The organism is Actinoplanes sp. NPDC051513, assembly GCF_044454685.1.
In the GTDB taxonomy this organism is placed as follows: Bacteria; Actinomycetota; Actinomycetes; order Mycobacteriales; family Micromonosporaceae; genus Actinoplanes.
Genome location: NZ_JBITDW010000007.1, coordinates 424,609 through 444,483, shown reverse-complemented (window position 1 = coordinate 444,483; position 19,875 = coordinate 424,609). Strand labels below are relative to the sequence as shown.

Sequence of the window (19,875 nt, the reverse complement as noted above, 5' to 3'; positions counted from 1 at the left end):
GCCGCAACGGGTTTAGGCGTCTGATCATTGGGACGTGCTGCTCACCGTGACGACCACCCGCGCGCCCGCCACCGACCTCGGCTACCTGCTGGTCAAACACCCCGGCAAGGTGCATTCGTTCGACGTGCCCACCGGCACGGCGTACGTGATGTATCCCGAGGCGACCGATCAAAGGTGCACCGCGGCGTTGCTGCTGGACGTCGACCCGCAGCGGTTGCGGGCTCAGCGGGATGCGTTCGACCTGGGCCAGTACGTCAACGACCGCCCGTACGCGGCCTCCAGCCTGCTCGCCGCCGCACTGGCCAAGGTCTTCCGCAGCGCCCTGCGCGGCGCCTCGAAGGACCGGCCCGAGCTGGCCGCGGAACCGATTCCGCTGGAGATCCGCGTGCCGGTGCTGCGCGGCACCGCCGACCTGGCCACCCGCCTGTTCGCGCCGCTCGGCTGGGAGGTGACGGCCGAGCCGATCCCGCTGGAGCCGGAGATCGGCGGCGACAGCCACTACCTCGACCTGCGCCTTTCCGGCACGCTGCGGCTCGCCGACGCGCTCAATCACCTGTACGTGCTGCTGCCCGTCCTCGACGATGCCAAGCACTACTGGGTAGCCCCCGACGAGATCGAGAAGCTGCTGCGCTCGGGCGAGGGCTGGCTGGCGACGCACCCGGACAAGGTGCTGATCGCCCGCCGTTACCTGGCCCACAAGCGCGCCCTGGCCGACTCGGCCCTGAAGCGACTGGAGATCGACGAGCCGGTTTCCACCGAGGAGGAATCGCAGCTTCCGGTCGCCCGCAGGTCTCCGCTCGCCGAGCAGCGTCGCGACGCGGTGCTCACCGCTCTTCACGACGTCGAGGCGGCCCGGGTGCTCGACCTGGGCTGTGGCGGCGGCGCGCTGCTGACGGCCCTGGTCAAGGACCGTCGCTTCACCGAGATCGTCGGCTGTGACGTCTCGTCGCGGGCGCTCGAGCAGGCCGCCCGCCGGCTGCGGCTCGACCAGCTGCCCGAGCGGCAGCGCGACCGCATCAAGCTGTGGCAGTCGGCGCTCACCTACCGCGACGATCGGCTGCGCGGCTACGACGCGGCCGTGCTCATGGAGGTCATCGAGCACGTCGACCTGCCGCGGCTGCCGGCCCTGGAGGCGGCGGTCTTCGGCCACGCCAAGCCGCGCGCGGTCGTCGTGACCACCCCGAACGCCGAGTACAACATCCACTACGAGGGCCTGACCGGGATGCGCCACTCCGACCACCGCTTCGAGTGGACGCGAGCCGAGTTCCAGGCCTGGGCTTCCAAAACCGCCGACACGTACGGCTACCGCGTCGCTTTCCGCCCGGTCGGCGAGGAGCACGAGACCACGGGCGCTCCGACGCAGCTGGCAGTCTTCGAGGGGGAAGCATGATCGACGTACCCGAGCTCGCGCTCGTCGCGCTGGTCGGCATCTCCGGATCCGGCAAGTCGACCTTCGCGAAGGCCCATTTCAAGCCCACCCAGGTGCTGTCCTCCGACTACTTCCGCGGTCTGGTCGCCGACGACGAGAACGAGCAGAGCGCCTCGGCCGACGCCTTCGACGTGCTGCACTACGTGGCCGGCAAGCGCCTCGCCGCCGGCCGCCTCACGGTCGTCGACGCCACCAACCTGCAGCCGCACGCCCGGGCCGGCCTGGTCAAGGTGGCCCGGGAGCACGACGTGCTGCCGGTCGCCATCGTGCTCGACGTGCCCGAGGCGCTGGCCTGGGAGCGCACCCAGGGCCGCCCTGACCGAACGTTCGGTAGGCAGGTTCTCACCCGCATGCATCGCGACCTGCGGCGCTCGCTCGGCTCGCTCACCCGTGAAGGCTTCCGCAAGGTGCACGTGCTGCGCGGCGCCGACGAGATCGCGTCCGCGGAGATCCGCTACGAGAAGCTGTTCAACGACAAGCGCGAGCTCACCGGCCCGTTCGACATCGTCGGCGACGTGCACGGCTGCCTGCCCGAACTGCTGGCGCTGCTCACCAAGCTCGGGTACGACGTGGTGCGCGACGACGAGGGTCGCGCTGTCAACGCCGTACACATGGAGGGTCGGACTTTGATCTTCGTGGGTGACCTGGTCGACCGCGGGCCCGACTCCCCGGGCGTGCTCCGGCTGGTCATGGGCATGGTGGCCGCGGGCACGGCGATCTGCGTGCCCGGCAACCACGAGCAGAAGCTGGCTCGCAAGCTCAACGGCCGCAACGTGCAGCTCACCCACGGCCTGCCCGAGACGCTTGCGCAGCTTTCGCACGAGACCGAGGAGTTCGTCGGGGAGGTCAAGACCTTCATCGAGGGCCTGGTCAGCCACTACGTGCTCGACGGCGGCAAGCTGGTGGTCGCGCACGCCGGCCTCAAGGAGGCCTACCAGGGCCGCGCGTCCGGCCGGGTGCGCAGCTTCGCGCTCTACGGCGAGACGACGGGCGAGACCGACGAGTACGGCCTGCCGGTCCGCTACCCCTGGGCACGCGACTACCGGGGCTCGGCCGCGGTCGTCTACGGCCACACCCCGACCGTCTCGCCGGAGTGGATCAACAACACGATCTGCCTCGACACCGGCTGCGTCTTCGGCGGTTCGCTGACCGCGCTGCGCTGGCCGTCGCGAGAGCTGGTCGCGGTGCCGGCGGCCCGGGAGTACTACGCGCCGGTGCGGCCTCTGGCCGCTCCGGCAAGGCCGGACGAGGGCTTGGACATCGCGGACGTGACGGGCCGTCGTCATATCGATTACGCGTACGGCCGGACGACCGTCGCCGCCGAGAACGCGGCCGCGGCCCTGGAGGTGATGAGCCGGTTCGCCCTCGACCCGGCCACGCTGGTCTGGCTGCCGCCGACCATGGCGCCCTGCTCCACGTCGACGCTGGACGGCTACCTCGAGCACCCGTCGACCGCGCTGGCCGACATGCGCGCGGCCGGCGTCGACAAGGTCGTCTGCGAGGAGAAGCACATGGGCTCGCGGGCGGTCGTCCGCGTTTCGCGTACGGGTTCTTCCGACGGTTTTGTCGAGGGTTCTCTGCCGCGGGCCGGCTCAGCCGACGCGATCTGGACCCGCACCGGACGGCCGTTCTTCGGCCCTTCGCTCGACCGGCCGCTGCTCGACCGGGTGCGGGCGGCCGCCATGCCGCTCTTCGACGAGCTCGGCACCGACTGGCTGCTCATCGACGCCGAGCTGCTGCCCTGGTCGGCGAAGGCGGGCGGGCTGATCCGGGACCGCTACGCCGGGGTCGGCGCCGCCGGTCGGCACGCGCTGCCGGCCGCCCTCGCGGTGCTCGACCAGGTCGCGGCCCGCGGCCTGGACGTAGCGGCGCTGCGGGACCGGATCGAGCTGCGCTCCTCCGAGATCGACGGCTACTCCGCGGCCTACCGGGCCTACGTGAAGCCGACCGACGGCCTCACGGGCATCACGCTGGCCCCGTTCGCCCTGCTGGCCGGCGCCGGTGTCTCGTACGCGTCGAAGGACCACGGCTGGCACCTGGCGCAGGCGGACCGCTTGGTCGCGGCCGACCCGGAGCTCTTCACGCCCACCCGGCGGATGGTCGTCGACCTGCGCGACCCCGCGGCCGAGGCGGACGCGATCGACTGGTGGCTCGCGCTGACCGCGGCGGGCGGCGAGGGAATGGTGGTCAAGCCGTACGCGGGGCTCGCCGTCACCGACGACAAGGGGCGGCTGGCGCAGCCGGGCGTGAAATGCCGCGGCCGGGAGTACCTGCGGATCATCTACGGTCCGGAGTACACCCGCCCCGAACAGCTCGCCGGGCTGCGGCAGCGCAACCTGGGCCGCAAGCGCAACCTCGCGCTGCGCGAGCACGGGCTGGGGCTCGCGGCGCTCGACCGGCTGGCCGCGGGAGCGCCGCTGTGGCGGGTGCACGAGTTGGTGTTCGCGATCCTCGCCGCGGAATCGGAGCCGGTCGACCCGCGTCTCTGAAACTTTTTCCACAGCAGCTGTACAGGTACCGGCTACCCAACGGCCGGTACCCTGGCTCCTCGTGGACATCCGTGCGCTGACCGAGCAGCTCGCCTTCAACCCAACGGACCCGACCGAACTGATTCACACGTTCGGTCTCATTGGCGTTATCGCGATCATGTTCGCCGAGACCGGCCTGCTGGTCGGCTTCTTCTTCCCCGGCGACTCGCTGCTGTTCCTGGCCGGCGTGGCGTCCTCCCCGGTCGCCGACTCGATCTTCGGGGAGAACACGCGCATCTCGTTCGTCGGCCTGCTGATCGGCGCGCCGATCGCCGCCATCGCTGGCGCGCAGCTGGGCCACTGGCTCGGCGCGCGCTACGGCCGCCGGATGTTCGACAAGCCCGACTCCAAGCTCTTCAAGAAGGAGTACGTCGAGAAGGCGGAGTACTACTTCGAGAAGTTCGGCCCGGCCAAGGCCGTGGTGCTCGCGCGCTTCATCCCGATCGTCCGCACGTTCCTCAACCCGGTGGCCGGCACCCTCGGCATGCCGGCCCGCCAGTTCTTCGTGTGGAACGTGGTGGGCGCGGTTCTCTGGACGGACGGCATCCTGATCATCGGCCACCTGCTGGCCCAGCAGATCTACGACGCCGTCGGCGACAAGATCGACCACTACATCCTGCCGGTGGTCGTGCTGATCGTGGCGATCTCGCTGCTGCCGATCGCCATCGAGATCCTCCGCGAGCGGAAGCACAAGAAGAACGCCCCGCCGACCGATGGGCCCGAGCCGTCGGCGGCGATCGGGGTGGTCGCGGCCGCGAGCATCGCCGGCATCGTCGAGTCGATCCACGACGACGACGATGACGACAACCCGCGTACCCCGCCACGCTCGCACCGCAGGCACTAGACGTCTCGGGGTTTCCTCCACACGCCGGCGGGCTGGTCCCGCCGGCGTGTTTCGTTCTAAACCGTCACCGCGGCCGAGCCGGACAGGCGGTCGAGAAACTCGTCGGGGCAGTCACGCAGGTTTTCCAGGCGGCCCGCGGCGAGGGCGCGGTAGGTCAGCTGAGCGGCCTCTTCGAGGTTGCGGGCGCGCTTGTGCGCCAGCTCGACCGAATCGCCCATGACGACGCAGCCGTGGTGGCTCAACACGAGACAGTCGGTGCCGTCGGCGGCCATGGCCGCGGTGAGCGCCGCGATCTCGGGACCACCCGGCAGCCGGAACGGCACCGTGGAGACCCGCCGCAGGAAGTAGGCGTGGTCGGTGGTGACGATCCGGATGTGCTCGCCGAGCGCGTCGAGCAGCAGAGCCGTTTGCGGGTGCAGATGGATGACAGCGTTGACGTCGGGGCGTGCCCGGTACAACGCCAGGTGCAGAGCGATCTCGCTCGTCGGCTCGAGTCGCGACGGGGGCATGGCGCCCACCGAGGCGGGCTCCCCGTCGGCGACGCGCACCGAGGCGAACGTGCCCCGGCTGAGCCGATCGAGCCACGAGCCGGCCGCGGTCACCCAGATCGCGTCCTCGTCCAGGATCCGGGCGGACAGGTTGCCGCCGGAACCCACGACCAGGCCGGCCTGGACCACGTCGTAGCCCACGTGCGCGAGCTGGTCGCGCAGATCACCCGGAACGTAGTTCATCCGTAACTCCTCGGGTCCGGGGGTGGACTGGAGGGGCGGAGGACTTATGCCTGGCGCCACGCCCTCATAGCCGGTGACGCCAGGCTTTTCCGCTGGAGCGAGCGGTCAGCGCGCCTTCTTGGTGGCCCGCTTACGAGGCGGGGTCAACAGGTCGGCGATGGTTGCGATGGCGGTCGGCACGAGCCGGTAATACGCCCACACGCCTCGCTTCTCGCGCTCGAGGAGGCCGGCCTCCGTCAGGATCCGCAGGTGGTGGCTCACGGTCGGCTGCGAGAGGCCCAAGGGGGCCGTCAGGTCGCAGACGCACGCCTCGCCGTCCGTTGCGGACTGGATGAGGCTCAGCAGCCGAAGCCGAGCAGGGTCGGCAAGGGCCTTCAACACACCCGCCAGCCGCTCAGCGTCGGCACGTTCAATAGGCTCGCCGGCAAGCGGCGAGATCTGAGGCATTGTCATTTCCGCCAACGCAGTTCCCACGATCTCCATCCTTCCACCAACTGCATCGATTCTCCTGCATGTGCGCAGGAACGAACCGGCTAACTTTCAGGCCGTAAGGCCGATATCGATCACCTTGTTGGTCGATCGCGGGAGGGCCTCCCGATCGACCTTAGGTGGCACCGACTTCGGTCTCTGCCTCCTGCAACGCCTCAGCCGCCGTCTGGTCGCTGCCCGTGCGTGTCGGGCTCTCGATCCCCGCCCCCAGGGTGAGGAGCCCCACATTGTCAATTCGTCGATCCGTTTCGGGTCGCTGATCCGTATTCAGAGAGGCACGCACCAACCTCGCCGTCGTCATCTCGCCACACTGCGCGATCACTCGGCCGGGGCGGCCCGGCACAAGATGTTCACGACCCGATGAAAGCACGGGACCACGCTCCGCGACGGCTAATTCAGTGATGAATTTACGCAGGTCGTGGCGTGCTTCCATCCATCGAGCGTACTGGCTGGAACGAAACAGGCACCTTTCGCCCCGCCGGGGCGGAAGGCGACTATTGACGCACAGCATTGGGTGAATCTGAAAATAAACTTAACTATTACGTCGGTCCCTTTCGCCCGTTCCGCCAGCCATCGATGCAGCTCAAAGCTCCTATGTCCCGCGTCACATGCGGTCGACCCCACAGATCACCCGGTCGTGGCGCTGAGAAGGTGCTGTGAATCGTGCGATCGGTCGTTTACCCATTCAGCGAAAAACACCCTCCGACCGGATGGCCCAGGTCTACCCGGACAGCCGATAGGGGTACGTCGCCAGGGGACAAAGCTACCCGTTCGGGTGACCCACGGCGGTCGATACGAGACAGCCCGTGACCAGTTAGTCCGTGGGCCGAGCCCAGAACTTGTCCCCCTCCGCGGCCTTCGCCGCCGACTCGGGCGAGGCCTTGTCGCCACCTTCGGTCTCACCCTCGCGGGCGAACGACTGATCGGTCCCGACTCCAGCGGGCCGCGCGAACGGCGAATCCTCCCTCTCACGGGAAGAGGCCTGCGTCACATTTCCCGCCGCGCCGGACGCCGTTTCAGCCCCGTCGGCCGCTCCAGCGCGGCCCTCGACCGCTCTGGCCCCGCCCTCGACCGCGCCAGTCCGGCCCTCGACCGCGCCGGCCCCGCCCTCGACCGCGCCGGTCCCGCTCACGACCGCGCCGGGCGGAAGGTCACCGGCGCGGGTGCGCTGCTGGTCGGCGACGACGGCGGCCATCTGGCTCCCGGCGGGGCTGGCCTGGCCCTCAGCCACGCCTGCCTGGCCCCCGACCGCGCCTGCCTGGCCCTCAGCCACGCCTGCGTGACCCTCAACCGCGCCTGTCCGGCCGTCGGCCGGAAGGGTGTTTCTGGTCGCCGCGGACGGCTGCTGGACAGCAGGGCCATCGCCGGTCGTCGTGGATTGCTGCTCGTCCGTCGATCCGGTTGGCGAGCCGGCTTTCGCCTCGACGGCCGCAGGGGTGGGCGCCGGCGCAGTGTCCGCCGAAGAGGGAGCCGACTCGGTGCTCGGGGCGGAGCCGGGCTGCGGTTCCACCGCCGGCCGCTCCCACACAGAACCCGGGTCGTGGCCGGGAGGCACAACCGGGTAACCGGGGCCACCAGCCGGCGCGGCCGGGTAACCGGGGCCACCAGCCGGCGCAGCCGGATAGCCAGGGCCACCAGCCGGCGCGGCCGGGTAACCGGGGCCACCAGCCGGCGCAGCCGGATAACCGGAGCCACCAGCCGGCGCAGCCGGATAACCGGGACCACCAGCCGGCGCAGCCGGGTAACCCGGAGCGGCCGGATAGCCAGGGCCGGACGGATAGCCGGGGACAGGCGGATAGCCGGGGACAGGCGGATAGCCAGAGCCGGGCACGGCCGGGTAAGCAGCCCCCGGCGGCAGGACCGTGTAGCCGGAAGGCGGGCCATATCCACCCGGCGCGGGCGGGCCAAATCCGCCAGGAGGCCCGTAAGCGCCCGGCGGCGTGACCCACGGCCCCTGCGGGGGCTGCGGCCCCGGAACTGCCGCACCCGGAGCCCCCGGTCCCGGAGTGACCGCACCCGGCCCGCCCGGTCCCGGAGTGACCGTACCCGGCGCGCCCGCGCCGGGAAGCGCCGAGGCCGGGCCATAGGCAGGCGGCGCGGAGGCCGGGCCGTAGGCGGACGGCGCGGAGGCCGGCCCGTAAGCAGGCGGCGCGGAGGCCGACCCATAGCCAGACGGCCTGTAAGCAGGCGGCGCGGAGGCCGGCCCGTAGGTGAACGGCGCGGAGGCGGGCCCATAGCCAGACGGCGCGGACGGGTCGTAGACGCCCTGAGCGGGCGGCGCGGACGCCGGGTCGAACACGCCGTAGCCCGGATTCGCGGCGCCGTACCCGGGGACGGCGCCATAGCCAGGGCCGCCGGGATAGGACGTCCCGTACTGCGGGTAAGCCACCGGCGCAGACGTGGGCGCCGCCTCAGTCGCGCCCCGGAAGAAGACCTTGGGCGCGGCCAGGACGAGCACGGCCACCAGGACGTACGCGATGATCTGTGCCGCGGCGACCGTGACGTTGACGCCCAGCCATCCGCTCGGATAGGCCCGGGTGAGCTGCTCCCCCAGCGACCAGGGCGCGGCGTCCCCGGCGCGCTCGACGGCCACCGAGATCAGCGCGCCGGCGCCCGCGACTGCCCCGATGCCGCACAGGACCAGGGTGGCGATCCGGGCCGCGTTGCTGCCTCGGCGCAGCGCGATGCCGAGCACCACGTAGAGCGCGAAGACGATCACCGCGAGGACCAGGCCGATCGCGGCGCCGAGCCAGACGACGCCGACGTAGGTGTCCGGGTCGGTGCCCCCGTTGAACTGCTGGAGCTCCTCCACCGTCCCGCCGATGGCGTCCCGGAAGCGGCTGATCGTTCCCGGCACCACGGCGATCGTCGCGACCGCGTAGAACAGCCCCACCGCCGCCATCGACCAGAGCAGGACGGCAGCGGCCGACACCACCGGCGGCCGCCCCGAGGGCGAGGCCGGCACGATGCCCGTCGGCGGCTGAGTTGGGTACGACATTGACGACCCCCAAAGGTGATCCGTTGCGCCGAACCTACCCAAGCCGCGCCGTGATCGCGGGGGAACCCGTCCTCCAAGACACCGCGACGCCCCGCCCCTGCGAAAAGGGGCGAGGCGTCGGGCCGCAAACGTCAGGCCGGGTCGGTCGGCGGCCTGGGCGGTTGCTGATCCGACGGCGGCGGCGCGTACGGGTCACTGCCCGGCGGCGTGGCGGACGGAGGCGGAGCGGACCCAGGCGGAGTGGACCCAGGCGGGGGCGGGGCCTGCTGCCCCGGGTACGACGGCAGACCCGAGGGAGGCGGCGGCTGCTGCCCGGCGTAGGGAGGCAGGCCGGGTGCGGGCTGCCCCGGCTGGCCGTACGGCTGCGCCGGATACCCGGGCTGCCCGGGCGGCGGATAGGTCGGATACGGCACCGCCTGCTCCCACCCCTGAGCAACCGGCCGCTTCCGGAAGAACTCGTTGGAGGCCGGCAGCGCCAGCAGGATGATCGTCGCCAGGATCGCGATCAGGATGATCACCGTGACGGTCATGGTCACCGGCTGGTACCAGGACGGCAGCGCGTCGTTGAGGCGGGCCTGGATCTCCGACTGGGTCGGGGCGCCGGACGTGCTGCTGTCCTCCAGCGAGCCGGTGAGGGCGTTGCCGCCCAGGCCGGCGCCGACGCAGCAGAGCGCGATGCCGCCGACCACCCAGGTGATGATGCGGGACGGGTTCTTGCCGCGGCCGTTGAAGATGCCGAGCACAGCGAAGCCGGCGGCGAGCAGCAGATTGAATCCCGCGCCGATCCCGTAGACCACCCCGACGAAGTTGCCGGCGCCATCGGCGCCGAGCGACGTGTCGGCGTACACGTCCTTGAGGGTGTCGGTGATCGTGTTGAGCGTGGCGAAGACGAGGATGGCGTTGATCACCTCGAGGACGGCCACGAGGAACAGCAGGTAGGACGCCACCGTCACGACGGTCGGTCTCGTACGTGGGGCAGGCGCCGGATATCCGGGAGACGAATAACTCGGGACGGTCACATTTCCCCCTCACTTGATCCACTCACGGTATCGGTGCGGGGCCACATTCGCGACCGTCCCGCACTCATCATCCCGCTATGGCAACATCTGGCGAAGAAGACCGAAAAATCCCAATATTGGTCGCCCGCAAGAGGGCAGACGCGCGCGATCGAGAACCCCTACACTTCCCCTCGTGGCGCCGGCCGAGCAGCGGAGACCTCCGGCGGCGCCCCCTGCCCAAGTGACAGCGAGTCGCCCGCCCCGCCAACCAGACGCCGGGGCCGAGGCAGACCGCATTCGGGCACCCGACCCATTACGCGAGCCGTGTGACCACGCCGCGGCCGCCCCAGACCTGACAAGGACCGGTGAGTCCCATGCCACACGCAGACACGCTGACCGTCGTGCACCATGACGACACCCGCACCAGGTTCAAGAACGTCCGCTACCGGCTGCACCGCGACGGCATACGGATCTGGTCGGCCGACGGCGAGCACGTCGTCACCGACGTACTCATGACCGAGGCCTATCGCGGCAACCAGAAGCAGTAGGCAGTGAGGCGGCCCCGGGGAATCCCCGGGGCCGTCTCGTTTCAGCCTCGGGAAACCGTGAGCCCTTCCTTCACGCCCCCCAGATCCACGATCACGGTGTCGCCGTCCCGGATCGACCCCGCGAGCAGCGCCTTTGCCAGCGAGTCCCCGATGGCCGACTGCACGAGCCGCCGCAGCGGCCGGGCGCCGTAGATCGGGTCGTACCCGTGCTCCCCCAGCCACTCGATCGCCGCCGGCGTGACCTCGAGCCGCAGCCGGCGATCCGCCAGCCGGGCGCGCAACCGCCCGACCTGGATGTCCACGATCGCCGACAGATCTTCTTTGGTGAGCGCGTGGAACACCACGATGTCGTCGAGCCGGTTGAGGAACTCGGGCTTGAAGTGCGCCCGCACCACCGCGAGCACTTCGTCCCGCCGCTCTTCGTCGGTCATCGTGAAGTCGCTCGCCTGCGAGCCCAGGTTCGACGTCAGCACGAGAATCGCGTTGCGGAAGTCGACCGTCCGGCCCTGCCCGTCGGTGAGCCGCCCGTCGTCGAGCACCTGCAGCAGCACATCGAAGACGTCGGGATGGGCCTTCTCCACCTCGTCGAGCAACACCACGCTGTACGGCCGCCGGCGCACCGCCTCGGTGAGCTGCCCGCCCTCCTCGTACCCCACGTACCCCGGAGGCGCGCCCAAGAGCCGGGCCACGGAATGCTTCTCGCCGTACTCGCTCATGTCGATGCGGACCATGGCCCGCTCGTCGTCGAAGAGGAACCCGGCGAGCGCCTTGGCCAGCTCGGTCTTGCCGACGCCGGTGGGCCCGAGGAAGAGGAAGCTGCCGGTGGGCCGGTCGGGGTCGGCGATTCCGGCCCGCGCCCGCCGGACGGCGCCGGCCACCGCGGCCACCGCCTCCTGCTGCCCGATGACCTTGGACTGCAGGACGTCCTCCATCCGCAGCAGCTTGGCGGTCTCGCCCTCCATCATCCGGCCGGCCGGGATGCCGGTCCACGAGGAGATCACCTCGGCGATGTCGTCGGCGCCGACCTCCTCCTTGACCATCGGTGGCTCGGTCTTCTCTTCCTCGTCGTCGGCGGAGGCGCTGGCGATCTCGTGCTCGAGCGCCGGAATCTCCTGGTACTGCAGACGGGACGCCTTTTCCCATTCCGCGTCACGCTGGGCACGCTCGAGCTCGGCACGGGCCCCGTCGAGCCGCTTCTTGAGCTCACCGACCCGGTTGAGGCCGCCGCGCTCGCGTTCCCACCGGGCGTTGAGCGCGGTCAGCTCCTCTTCCCGATCGGCGAGGTCGCGCTCGAGCCGGGCCAGACGGTCGCGGGAGGCCGGGTCGGTCTCCTTCTCCAGCGCGAGCTTCTCGACCCGCATCCGGTCGACCTGCCGCTGCAGCTGGTCGAGCTCGACCGGCCGGGAGTCGATCTCCATACGGAGCCGGGAGGCGGCCTCGTCGATCAGGTCGATCGCCTTGTCGGGCAGGAACCGGTCGCTGATGTACCGGTCGGACAGCGAGGCCGCGGCGACCAGCGCCGCGTCGGTGATCTGCACCCGGTGGTGCGCCTCGTAGCGGCCCTTGAGCCCGCGCAGGATGCCGATCGTGTCTTCCACCGTGGGCTCGCCGACCACGACCGGCTGGAAGCGCCGCTCGAGGGCCGGGTCCTTCTCGATGTGCTCGCGATACTCGTCGAGGGTGGTGGCGCCGACCATGCGCAGCTCGCCGCGGGCCAGCATCGGCTTGAGCATGTTGCCGGCGTCCATCGAGCCCTCGCCCTTGCCGGCGCCGACGACCGTGTGCAGCTCGTCGAGGAACGTGACGACCTGCCCGTTGGAGCCGCGGATCTCGTCGAGGACGCTCTTGAGCCGCTCCTCGAACTGGCCGCGGTACTGCGCCCCGGCCACCATCGCGCCGAGGTCGAGGGACACCAGCTTCTTGTCGCGCAGGGTCTCGGGCACGTCGCCGGCCACGATCCGCTGGGCCAGGCCCTCGACGATCGCGGTCTTGCCGACGCCGGGCTCGCCGATCAGCACCGGGTTGTTCTTGGTACGACGCGACAGGACCTGCACGACGCGGCGGATCTCGGCGTCCCGGCCGATCACCGGGTCGATCTTGCCGTCGCGGGCGAGAGCCGTCAGGTCGACGCTGTACTTCTCCAGTGCCTGGTACGTCTGCTCGCCGTCGGGGGTGGTCACCCTCCGCTCGCCGCCGCGCACCTGCGGAAACGCCGCGACCAGCGATTCCTCGGTGGCGCCGGCGCCCTTGAGTGCCCGGCCGACCGCGCCGCCGACCCGGGCGAGGCCGGCCAGCAGGTGCTCGGTCGACACGTACTCGTCGCCGAGGGGCTGGGCGATCAGCTCGGCCTCGCCGATCGCATTCACGAACTCACGGGACAGCGAAGGCTCGGCGGTGCTGGCGCCGCGGGCCGAGGGAATCTGCTCGATGGACCGCACCGCGGCGCGGCGCACGTCGGCCGGGTTGGCACCGACGGCGCGCAGCAGCGCGGGCGCGGTGGAACCGCCGGTGTCGAGAAGGGAGAGCAGCATGTGCCACGGCTCGACCGTCGCGTGCCCGCGGCGGCCCGCGTCGGCGACGGCGCCGGTGATGACGTCGCGGCTCTTGGTGGTCAAACGTTCGGCGTTCATCGACTCCACCTGATCGGAAGAACTTGAGCGGGTGCCACTCAACTCTAAGAGCCTAGGACCACCTCGACAACGTCACTGCCCGAACGGCCGTGACGGTGGACACCAACCCTTCCGGGAGAGCACCCATCCCGCCGTAACGTAACGAATCATGGCCGCACCACCCCTGACTCGCCGTATTCTCCCGCTCTCCCTGGTTTTCGTCGTGGTCGGCCTCGCGACCTCGTTCGTCGGTCCCTATCTCGCGCTCTTCCTCGCCGAAGGCGTCCACGCCGGCCCGATCCGCACCACGGCCTTCCTGATCGTCGCGCCGATCTCCGGCGTGGCCGTGTCGTGGCTGATCGGCCGCATCTCCGACCGCCGGCCGATCCGGCGCCAGTTGCTGATCATCGCGGCGCTCGCCGGCGCCCTGGGCACCGGCCTCACGGCCGTCCTGCGGGACTACTGGGCGGTGCTCGCGGTCACCGTGACGCTCACGGCGATCGCCGGGTCGCTGTTTCCGCAGAGCTTCGCGTACGCCCGGCAGATGCTCCAGCAGAAGGATCCGGCCCGAGCCGCCTTCGGGATCAGCGCGCTCCGCACCCTCTTCTCGGCGGCCTGGGTGGGCGGCCCGCCGCTGGCCGCGCTCATCCTGGCCGCACACGGCTTCGGCTGGACGTACGGCCTCGCCGCCGCCCTCTATCTGCTCGGCGCCCTGCTGATCTTCACGATGCTCCCGAAGGCGCAGGCTCAGGTCACCGGCGCGGCCGAGGTCACCGGCAGCGGCCGGGACGGCAACCCCCTCGCGCTCTTCCTGATCATCGCGAGCTTCACCGTGGTCACCACCGCGTCCACGCTCAACGTCCAGGCGATGCCCCTGTTCGTGCAGAACGACCTGGGCGGCACGATCAGCCAGGCCGGCCTGATCCTGGGCATCTGCGCGGCGCTGGAGATCCCGATGATGCTGGTCCTCGGGGCGCTGACCATCCGCATCCCGGCCCGCCGGCTGATCTTCGTGGGCGTGGTCTGCGCGGTCGCCTACCAAACAGTCGCCGCCACGGCCACGCACGTCTGGACGCTGGCCGCTGCCCAGGTCCTCCAGGCCATGGTCATCTCGACGGTGGGCGCGCTGAGCATCTCGTACGTCCAGGACATGATGCCCGCGCACCCCGGACGCGCCACCACCATGGTCACCAACACGTTCCCGATCGGCCAAATCGTGGCGGCGCCGCTGTTCGGCCTGGCGCAACACTTCGACTTCCGCCTCGCGTACGCCTTCAACCTGGGCCTCTGCGTGGTGGGCCTGCTCCTGCTGGTCGCCAGCGGCCGGGTACGCACCGTGCCACGGAAGCGGATCATCCAAAGGGAGCCCGCGATTTCCGCGGCATAAAGCCGCATAAGTCGCCCAGAGAGCCCATAGTGGAAAGGTGCCTCGCGGAACATCCAGTACCGTTGCACGCGTGCGCGTACGGGTGGAACAGACTCCGCTGCCGGGGATAGGCGTCCGGCATGACCTGGTCACCTCGAGCGGCCGTACGGTCGGGGTGGTCTCGCACCGCAACGGCCGCCGCGACCTGGTCCTGTACGACGTGGACGACCCCGACTCCTGCCTCGCGTCGATCCCGCTGACCGACGGCGAGGCCGAGGCGCTCGCCGATGTGCTCGGCGCGTCCCTGATGCTCGGCCAGCTCGCCGGTCTGCGCCAGCAGGCGGCCGGCCTGCTCACCGAGCAGATCGCGCTGCCGGCCGGCTCGCCGTTCGTGGGCCGTCAGCTGGGCGACACGAAGGCCCGCACCCGCACCAGCGCGTCCATCGTGGCCGTGCTGCGCGACCGCGAGGTGATCGCCTCGCCCGGCCCGTCCTTCGTCTTCGAGGCGAACGACGTCGTGGTCGCGGTCGGCACCCGCGAAGGCCTGGACGGCGTCACCGCCATCCTCGCCGGCGAACGCGACGACTAGGCCCCCGAACCGTGCACAGTACGACGATCCTCCTGATCGAGGTCGGCGCGCTGCTCTTCGCGCTGGGCATGCTCGGCCGCCTGGGCCGCCGGGTCGGCCTCTCCCCGATCCCGCTCTACCTGCTGGCCGGTCTCGCCTTCGGCCACGGCGGGATCGTCCCGCTCTCGGCCAGCGAGGAATTCATCCGGGTCGGCGCCGAGATCGGCGTCATCCTGCTGCTGGTCATGCTGGGCCTGGAGTACTCCGCCACCGAGCTCGTCGGCAACCTGCGCGCCGCCGCCCCGGCCGGGGTGATCGACGGCGTGCTGAACGCCCTGCCCGGCGCCGGCTTCGCGTTCCTGCTCGGCTGGGGCTGGCAGGCCGCCCTCGTGCTGGCCGGCATCACCTGGGTCTCCTCGTCCGGCGTGATCGCCAAGGTCCTCGGTGACCTGGGCCGCCTCGGTAACCGCGAGACCCCGGTCATCCTGAGCGTGCTGGTCATCGAGGACCTCGCGATGGCCTTCTACCTGCCGCTGGTCACCGCCGTGCTGGCCGGCGTGGGCCTGGCCGGCGGCGCCAAGGCGCTCGCCGTCGCGGTGGTCACGGTGATCGCCGTCCTGGTCGTGGCGATCCGCTACGGCAGCACGATCAGCAAGTTCATGTCGGTGTCGGATCCCGAGGCGCTGCTGCTCAGCGTGCTCGGCCTGACGCTGTTCGTGGCCGGGGTGGCCGCCGAGCTCAAGGTCTCGGCCGCGGTGGGAGCGTTCCTGGTGGGCATCGCCCTCTCCGGCCCGGTCGCACACCACGCCACCGAGATGCTGTCGCCGCTGCGCGACCTGTTCGCCGCGGTCTTCTTCGTGTTCTTCGGCCTCTCCACCGACCCGGCCGACATGCCGCCGGTGCTGCTCCCGGCGCTCGGGCTCGCCGCGCTCACCATGGCGACCAAGGTGCTGACCGGCTATCTCGCCGCGAAGCGGGCCGGCATCGCCCTACCCGGCCAGTTGCGCGCCGGACTCGCGCTCGTGCCGCGGGGCGAGTTCTCGGTGGTCATCGCCGGTCTGGCCGTGGCCTCCGGCGTCGAGCCGCGCCTGGCCCCGCTGGCGACCGCCTACGTACTGATCACGGTGATCTCCGGCCCGCTGCTGGCGCGCCTGCCCGATTACCAGTGGTTCAAGAACTTTGTGAGACGCCGCATGGCCGTACGCCGGAGGCCCGCGAATCCTCTTCCCGCAGGTGAGTGACGATGGTTACAGTCAAGGCTGCATAATGCTACTGACCAGTATCCGATTGTGACCCACTAGCACTTCCGTAGGAACTTTGGGCGCGCTAGCGTTCGGGCTCGACAAGTTGTGTTAATCGGACTTTACGGCGGGGCGGCGGCGTGACAGTGCGTGAGTCGGCTTTCTACGGGTTCGCGAACCCGGTCGATCCGCGACCGGAAGAGTTGCAGGCCTGGGCATATCAGCCTGAGTCTGTACCGCTCGACGCCATGCCCCCCGACTGGGATCTTCTGATCGCCGGTGACGTCTTGGCGCCCACGCTCTTCGAGCTGGCGATGGACCGCCAGTGCCCCGCGCGCCGCTTCGCCCAGCACTGCATGTACATCTACGCCGCCGACGGCGTCCGGCAAAATGCCACCAACCAGCGCAAACGCCGCCTCAAGAAGTATGTCGAGCGTGCCGAGGAGGTCGGCGACGAGCCCATGTCCATCTGGGCCCACAACTGCCGCGTCCTGATGAGCCGGCCCGAGGCCTTCGACTACTCCGAATGGATCGAGGGCGGCCTGGTCCGCCACCCCCGACGCCTCGGCATGTTCGGCCGCACAACGGGCGGCGGCACGTTAGGGCGCTGATCAGCCCGCGGCAAACGACAGGAACATGTCGGCAAGGCGGCGGGCGCCATGCGGCTCGAAGAGGCTGACCAGGTTCGCCATCGACTCCTCGGCGGCCTGCCGCGCCCGCGGGAACATCGCCGCCTCGTAGGCGCCCAGCGCCGCCTCCACGTCCGTGGGGTGCGCGATGATCGCGTGCGCCAGCTCGGCGCCGTCCTGCATGGCGAGATTCGCGCCCTCTCCGGCGAAGGGCGACATCAGGTGGGCCGCGTCCCCGATCAGCGTGACGCCGGCCGTCCGCCCCCACCGATGCCCCACCGGCAGGGCGTAGATCGGCCGCGGCGTCAGCGTGCCCTCGCCCGCCGCGATGATCTCGCGCAGGTCCGGGTGCCAGTCCGCGAAGTGCGCGACCAGCACCTCCCGGCTGATCTCCCCGGTCGCCCAGTCGGACGGCTTCTTCACCGCCACGTACGCGCAGATCTCGTCGCCTGGCTCCTTGTGGGCGAGGATCCCTCGCTCGTCGTCCAGCGCGAACAACGACCCCGCCCCGACCACGGCCGCGACCCGGGGCTCGGCCGGGATCCGGAGCTCCACGAACGAGAGCCCCGAGTACACCGGCTGGTCCGGCGAGAGCAGCGACCGGATCCGCGACCAGGCGCCGTCCGCTCCCACGAGCAGCTCGGTCACTTCCGTGCGCCCGTCCGCGAAGGTCAGCTCGTGCCCGCCGTCGACCGGCCGCACCCCCACGACCCGCGAGTTCCACCGCACGGTCCCCTCGGGCAGCGAGTAGAGCAGCAGATCCCGTAGCGCCCCGCGCTCGATCTCGGGCCGCTCCCCGTTCCCCTCCTCGTCGAACAGCACCGCCGCGTGCTTGTCGAGCACCCGGGTGGCGTCCCCGCCCTCCAGCACGTGCCGCGCGAACTCGTCGAAGACGCCGGCCGCCCGCAGCGCCATCTGGCCCGACTCCTCGTGCATGTCGAGCATCCCGCCCTGGTGCCGCGCGTGCGGCGACGCATCCAGGTCGTAGACGACGGACTCGATCCCGTGCACCCCCAGCACCCGCGCCAGGGTCAGCCCGCCCAGCCCGGCTCCGACAATCGTGATCATCCTCGTGCTCCTCTCCTCCGGCCCCCGACCAGCCCATCACCGCCGGAGACCCGTCCGCAGGCGCTTTGCCCGGCCTTCACGCTACACGAACACGTTCGCTACGAACATGTTCGTCACGCCACAAAGAGAGCGGCCCTCTCCGGGAGGCGAGGGCCGCCAGAAACTATTTGTCGGAGACTCGGCGCGGGCGCCAGACGACCAACGCCGTGGACGGGCGCTCCTGGCGCACCAGGTCGCGGCCCGAGTACGGGCTCTCCATCTGGGCGATCCGGGCGTACGCCTCGTCGAGCTGCGCCTCCAGCTCGTGCAGGCGCTGCTGCAGGTCGCCGACCAGCTGCTCGAGGCCGATGATGCGCTTGATGCCGGCCAGGTTGACGCCGTCGTCCTGGCTCAGCCGCTGCACCTCGCGCAGCAGCGCGACGTCCCGCTCGCTGTAGCGGCGGCCGCCACCGCCCGCCCGGCCGGGCTGCACCAGCCCGAGCCGGTCGTACTGGCGGAGGGTCTGCGGGTGCATGCCGGCCAGCCGCGCGGCCACGGAGATGATCAGGACCTTCGCGTCGGAGGCCTGCTCGACCGAGATCTCAACCTCTTCATACATGTGCCACCTCCCGAGAACGTCCTAACTGCCCCGGCGCACGCGCGCCTCGAGCCGTTCCCGCCCGACCGGCGGGGTCAGTTTCGCGAAACGCTCCAGCGCGTCCCGTGCTTCCCCCGTGACGCCATCCGGCACCTGCACATCGACCGTGACGATCAGGTCGCCGGGTGGTCCGTTCTTGCGGGCCACGCCCTTGCCCCGGGCCCGCAGCTTGCGCCCGCTCGGCGTGCCGGGCGGGACCCGCATGGTGACCGGGCCGTCCAGTGTGGGCACCCGCAGGTCGGCGCCGAGCACCGCCTCGGCGATGCTGATCGGCAGGGTCAGCGTGAGGTCGTCGCCGCTGCGGCCGAACAGGTCGTCGGGACGGACGGCCACCTGCACGTACAGGTCGCCGGACGGGCCGCCGCGATCGCCGGGCTCGCCCCGGCCGCTGAGCCGGATCCGCTGACCGTCGGCGACGCCGGACGGGAAGCGGACGTTGATCGTGCGGCTCTTGGTCACCCCGCCGGTGCCGCGGCACTCGGGGCACTTCTCGTCGACGATCGTGCCCGCGCCCTGGCACTCGCGGCACGGCTCGGAGAAGCTGAACGACCCTTGGTTCCGCGAGATCAGGCCGCTGCCGTGGCACTGCGGGCAGGCGCGCGGCGTGGTGCCGGGCTTGGCGCCGTTGCCGTGGCAGGTGTCGCACTCGCCGGCCGAGCGCAGCGTCAGCGGCAACGTCGTGCCGCGTACCGCCTGGGTGAAGTCGAGGGTCACCTCGGTCTCGACATCGCGCCCGCGGCGCGGGCCACGCCGGGCGGCCCCGCCGCCCGGACCGCCGCCCGAGAAGATCGAGCTGAAGATGTCGGAGAAGCCGGCGCCGCCGAACCGGCGGTCGCCCGCGCCGCCCTGGGCGCCGGCGTTGGAGAAGCCGCCGAACAGGTCGGACGGGTCGAACTGCCCGCCCGGTGAGCCGGAGCGCGCGCCCCGGCGGAAAGCGCCGGAGCCGAACAGCGAGCGCATTTCGTCGTACTCTTTGCGCTTCTTGTCGTCGGAGAGGACGTCGTAGGCCTCGGACGCGGCCTTGAACTTCTCCTCGGCCTCCCGGTTGTCCGGGTTCCGGTCGGGGTGCAGGTCGCGGGCGAGCTTGCGATATGCCTTCTTGATCTCGTCGGTTGAGGCGGACTTGTTCACGCCGAGCACGGCGTAGAAGTCCTTCTCGAGCCAGTCCTTCGAGCTCATCTCGTCCACCTCC

The 19,875-nt window shown here is 70.8% G+C and carries 17 protein-coding genes; 8 read left to right on the top strand and 9 right to left on the bottom strand.

Annotated elements, in window-relative coordinates:
- The first annotated feature begins 34 nt into the window (after positions 1-34).
- The 3 genes from ACIA5D_RS25065 (at position 35) to ACIA5D_RS25055 (ending at position 4,801) form a co-directional block, all read left to right on the top strand.
- Positions 35-1,390, top strand: a complete 1,356-nt coding sequence (locus ACIA5D_RS25065) for a 3' terminal RNA ribose 2'-O-methyltransferase Hen1 (protein ID WP_396032577.1) — start codon at positions 35-37, stop codon at positions 1,388-1,390.
- Complete coding sequence (locus ACIA5D_RS25060; RefSeq protein ID WP_396032576.1) at positions 1,387-3,918, top strand: polynucleotide kinase-phosphatase; 2,532 nt, start codon at positions 1,387-1,389, stop codon at positions 3,916-3,918. Before ACIA5D_RS25065 ends, ACIA5D_RS25060 begins: the two co-directional genes overlap by 4 nt.
- 61 nt (positions 3,919-3,979) lie before the next feature.
- A complete protein-coding gene (locus ACIA5D_RS25055) occupies positions 3,980-4,801 on the top strand; it encodes a DedA family protein (RefSeq protein ID WP_396032575.1) in 822 nt (273 codons plus the stop codon).
- Between the two features lie 56 nt (positions 4,802-4,857).
- Here ACIA5D_RS25055 and ACIA5D_RS25050 read toward each other — a convergent pair whose 3' ends face one another.
- From ACIA5D_RS25050 to ACIA5D_RS25030, 5 genes are all read right to left on the bottom strand, one after another.
- Entirely contained in the window at positions 4,858-5,532 is a 675-nt protein-coding gene (locus tag ACIA5D_RS25050) for a class II aldolase/adducin family protein (protein ID WP_396032574.1), read from the bottom strand.
- Between the two features lie 105 nt (positions 5,533-5,637).
- Positions 5,638-6,015, bottom strand: coding sequence for a helix-turn-helix transcriptional regulator (locus ACIA5D_RS25045; protein ID WP_014440216.1), 378 nt, complete (start codon positions 6,013-6,015; stop codon positions 5,638-5,640).
- 121 nt (positions 6,016-6,136) lie between these two features.
- Positions 6,137-6,454, bottom strand: a complete 318-nt coding sequence (locus ACIA5D_RS25040) for a hypothetical protein (RefSeq protein WP_396032573.1) — start codon at positions 6,452-6,454, stop codon at positions 6,137-6,139.
- A 381-nt stretch (positions 6,455-6,835) separates the two neighbouring features.
- Positions 6,836-9,019, bottom strand: coding sequence for a hypothetical protein (locus ACIA5D_RS25035; RefSeq protein WP_396032572.1), 2,184 nt, complete (start codon positions 9,017-9,019; stop codon positions 6,836-6,838).
- Positions 9,020-9,150: 131 nt separating this feature from the next.
- The gene (locus ACIA5D_RS25030; RefSeq protein ID WP_396032571.1) at positions 9,151-9,966 is read right to left on the bottom strand and encodes a hypothetical protein; all 816 of its coding nucleotides are present in this window, start codon (positions 9,964-9,966) and stop codon (positions 9,151-9,153) included.
- Between the two features lie 425 nt (positions 9,967-10,391).
- On the opposite strand from ACIA5D_RS25030, the gene ACIA5D_RS25025 reads away from it, so the two are divergent.
- Entirely contained in the window at positions 10,392-10,565 is a 174-nt protein-coding gene (locus ACIA5D_RS25025; RefSeq protein ID WP_396032570.1) for a hypothetical protein, read from the top strand.
- Between the two features lie 41 nt (positions 10,566-10,606).
- On the opposite strand, the gene clpB is transcribed toward ACIA5D_RS25025, so the two are convergent.
- Entirely contained in the window at positions 10,607-13,195 is a 2,589-nt protein-coding gene (gene clpB, locus ACIA5D_RS25020; protein ID WP_396032569.1) for an ATP-dependent chaperone ClpB, read from the bottom strand.
- Between the two features lie 148 nt (positions 13,196-13,343).
- Between clpB and ACIA5D_RS25015 the strand changes: the two genes are divergently transcribed.
- The 4 genes from ACIA5D_RS25015 to ACIA5D_RS25000 all read left to right on the top strand — a co-directional run bounded on the left by ACIA5D_RS25015 (position 13,344) and on the right by ACIA5D_RS25000 (position 16,960).
- Positions 13,344-14,561: a sugar efflux transporter gene (locus tag ACIA5D_RS25015; RefSeq protein ID WP_396032568.1), complete on the top strand. Its 1,218-nt coding sequence runs from the start codon at positions 13,344-13,346 to the stop codon at positions 14,559-14,561.
- A 70-nt stretch (positions 14,562-14,631) separates the two neighbouring features.
- Complete coding sequence (locus ACIA5D_RS25010) at positions 14,632-15,129, top strand: cation:proton antiporter regulatory subunit (RefSeq protein WP_396032567.1); 498 nt, start codon at positions 14,632-14,634, stop codon at positions 15,127-15,129.
- A gap of 11 nt (positions 15,130-15,140) precedes the next feature.
- On the top strand, positions 15,141-16,349 hold the full coding sequence (locus ACIA5D_RS25005) for a cation:proton antiporter (protein ID WP_396032566.1): 1,209 nt from the start codon (positions 15,141-15,143) through the stop codon (positions 16,347-16,349).
- 140 nt (positions 16,350-16,489) lie between these two features.
- Positions 16,490-16,960 (top strand): hypothetical protein, encoded by a 471-nt coding sequence (locus tag ACIA5D_RS25000; protein WP_396032565.1) that lies wholly within the window; start codon positions 16,490-16,492, stop codon positions 16,958-16,960.
- On the opposite strand, the gene ACIA5D_RS24995 is transcribed toward ACIA5D_RS25000, so the two are convergent.
- From ACIA5D_RS24995 to dnaJ, 3 genes are all read right to left on the bottom strand, one after another.
- On the bottom strand, positions 16,961-18,046 hold the full coding sequence (locus ACIA5D_RS24995; RefSeq protein WP_396032564.1) for an FAD-dependent oxidoreductase: 1,086 nt from the start codon (positions 18,044-18,046) through the stop codon (positions 16,961-16,963).
- A 163-nt stretch (positions 18,047-18,209) separates the two neighbouring features.
- Positions 18,210-18,644 (bottom strand): heat shock protein transcriptional repressor HspR, encoded by a 435-nt coding sequence (locus tag ACIA5D_RS24990; RefSeq protein ID WP_396032563.1) that lies wholly within the window; start codon positions 18,642-18,644, stop codon positions 18,210-18,212.
- Between the two features lie 21 nt (positions 18,645-18,665).
- Entirely contained in the window at positions 18,666-19,862 is a 1,197-nt protein-coding gene (gene dnaJ, locus ACIA5D_RS24985) for a molecular chaperone DnaJ (protein ID WP_396032562.1), read from the bottom strand.
- Positions 19,863-19,875 lie beyond the last annotated feature (13 nt).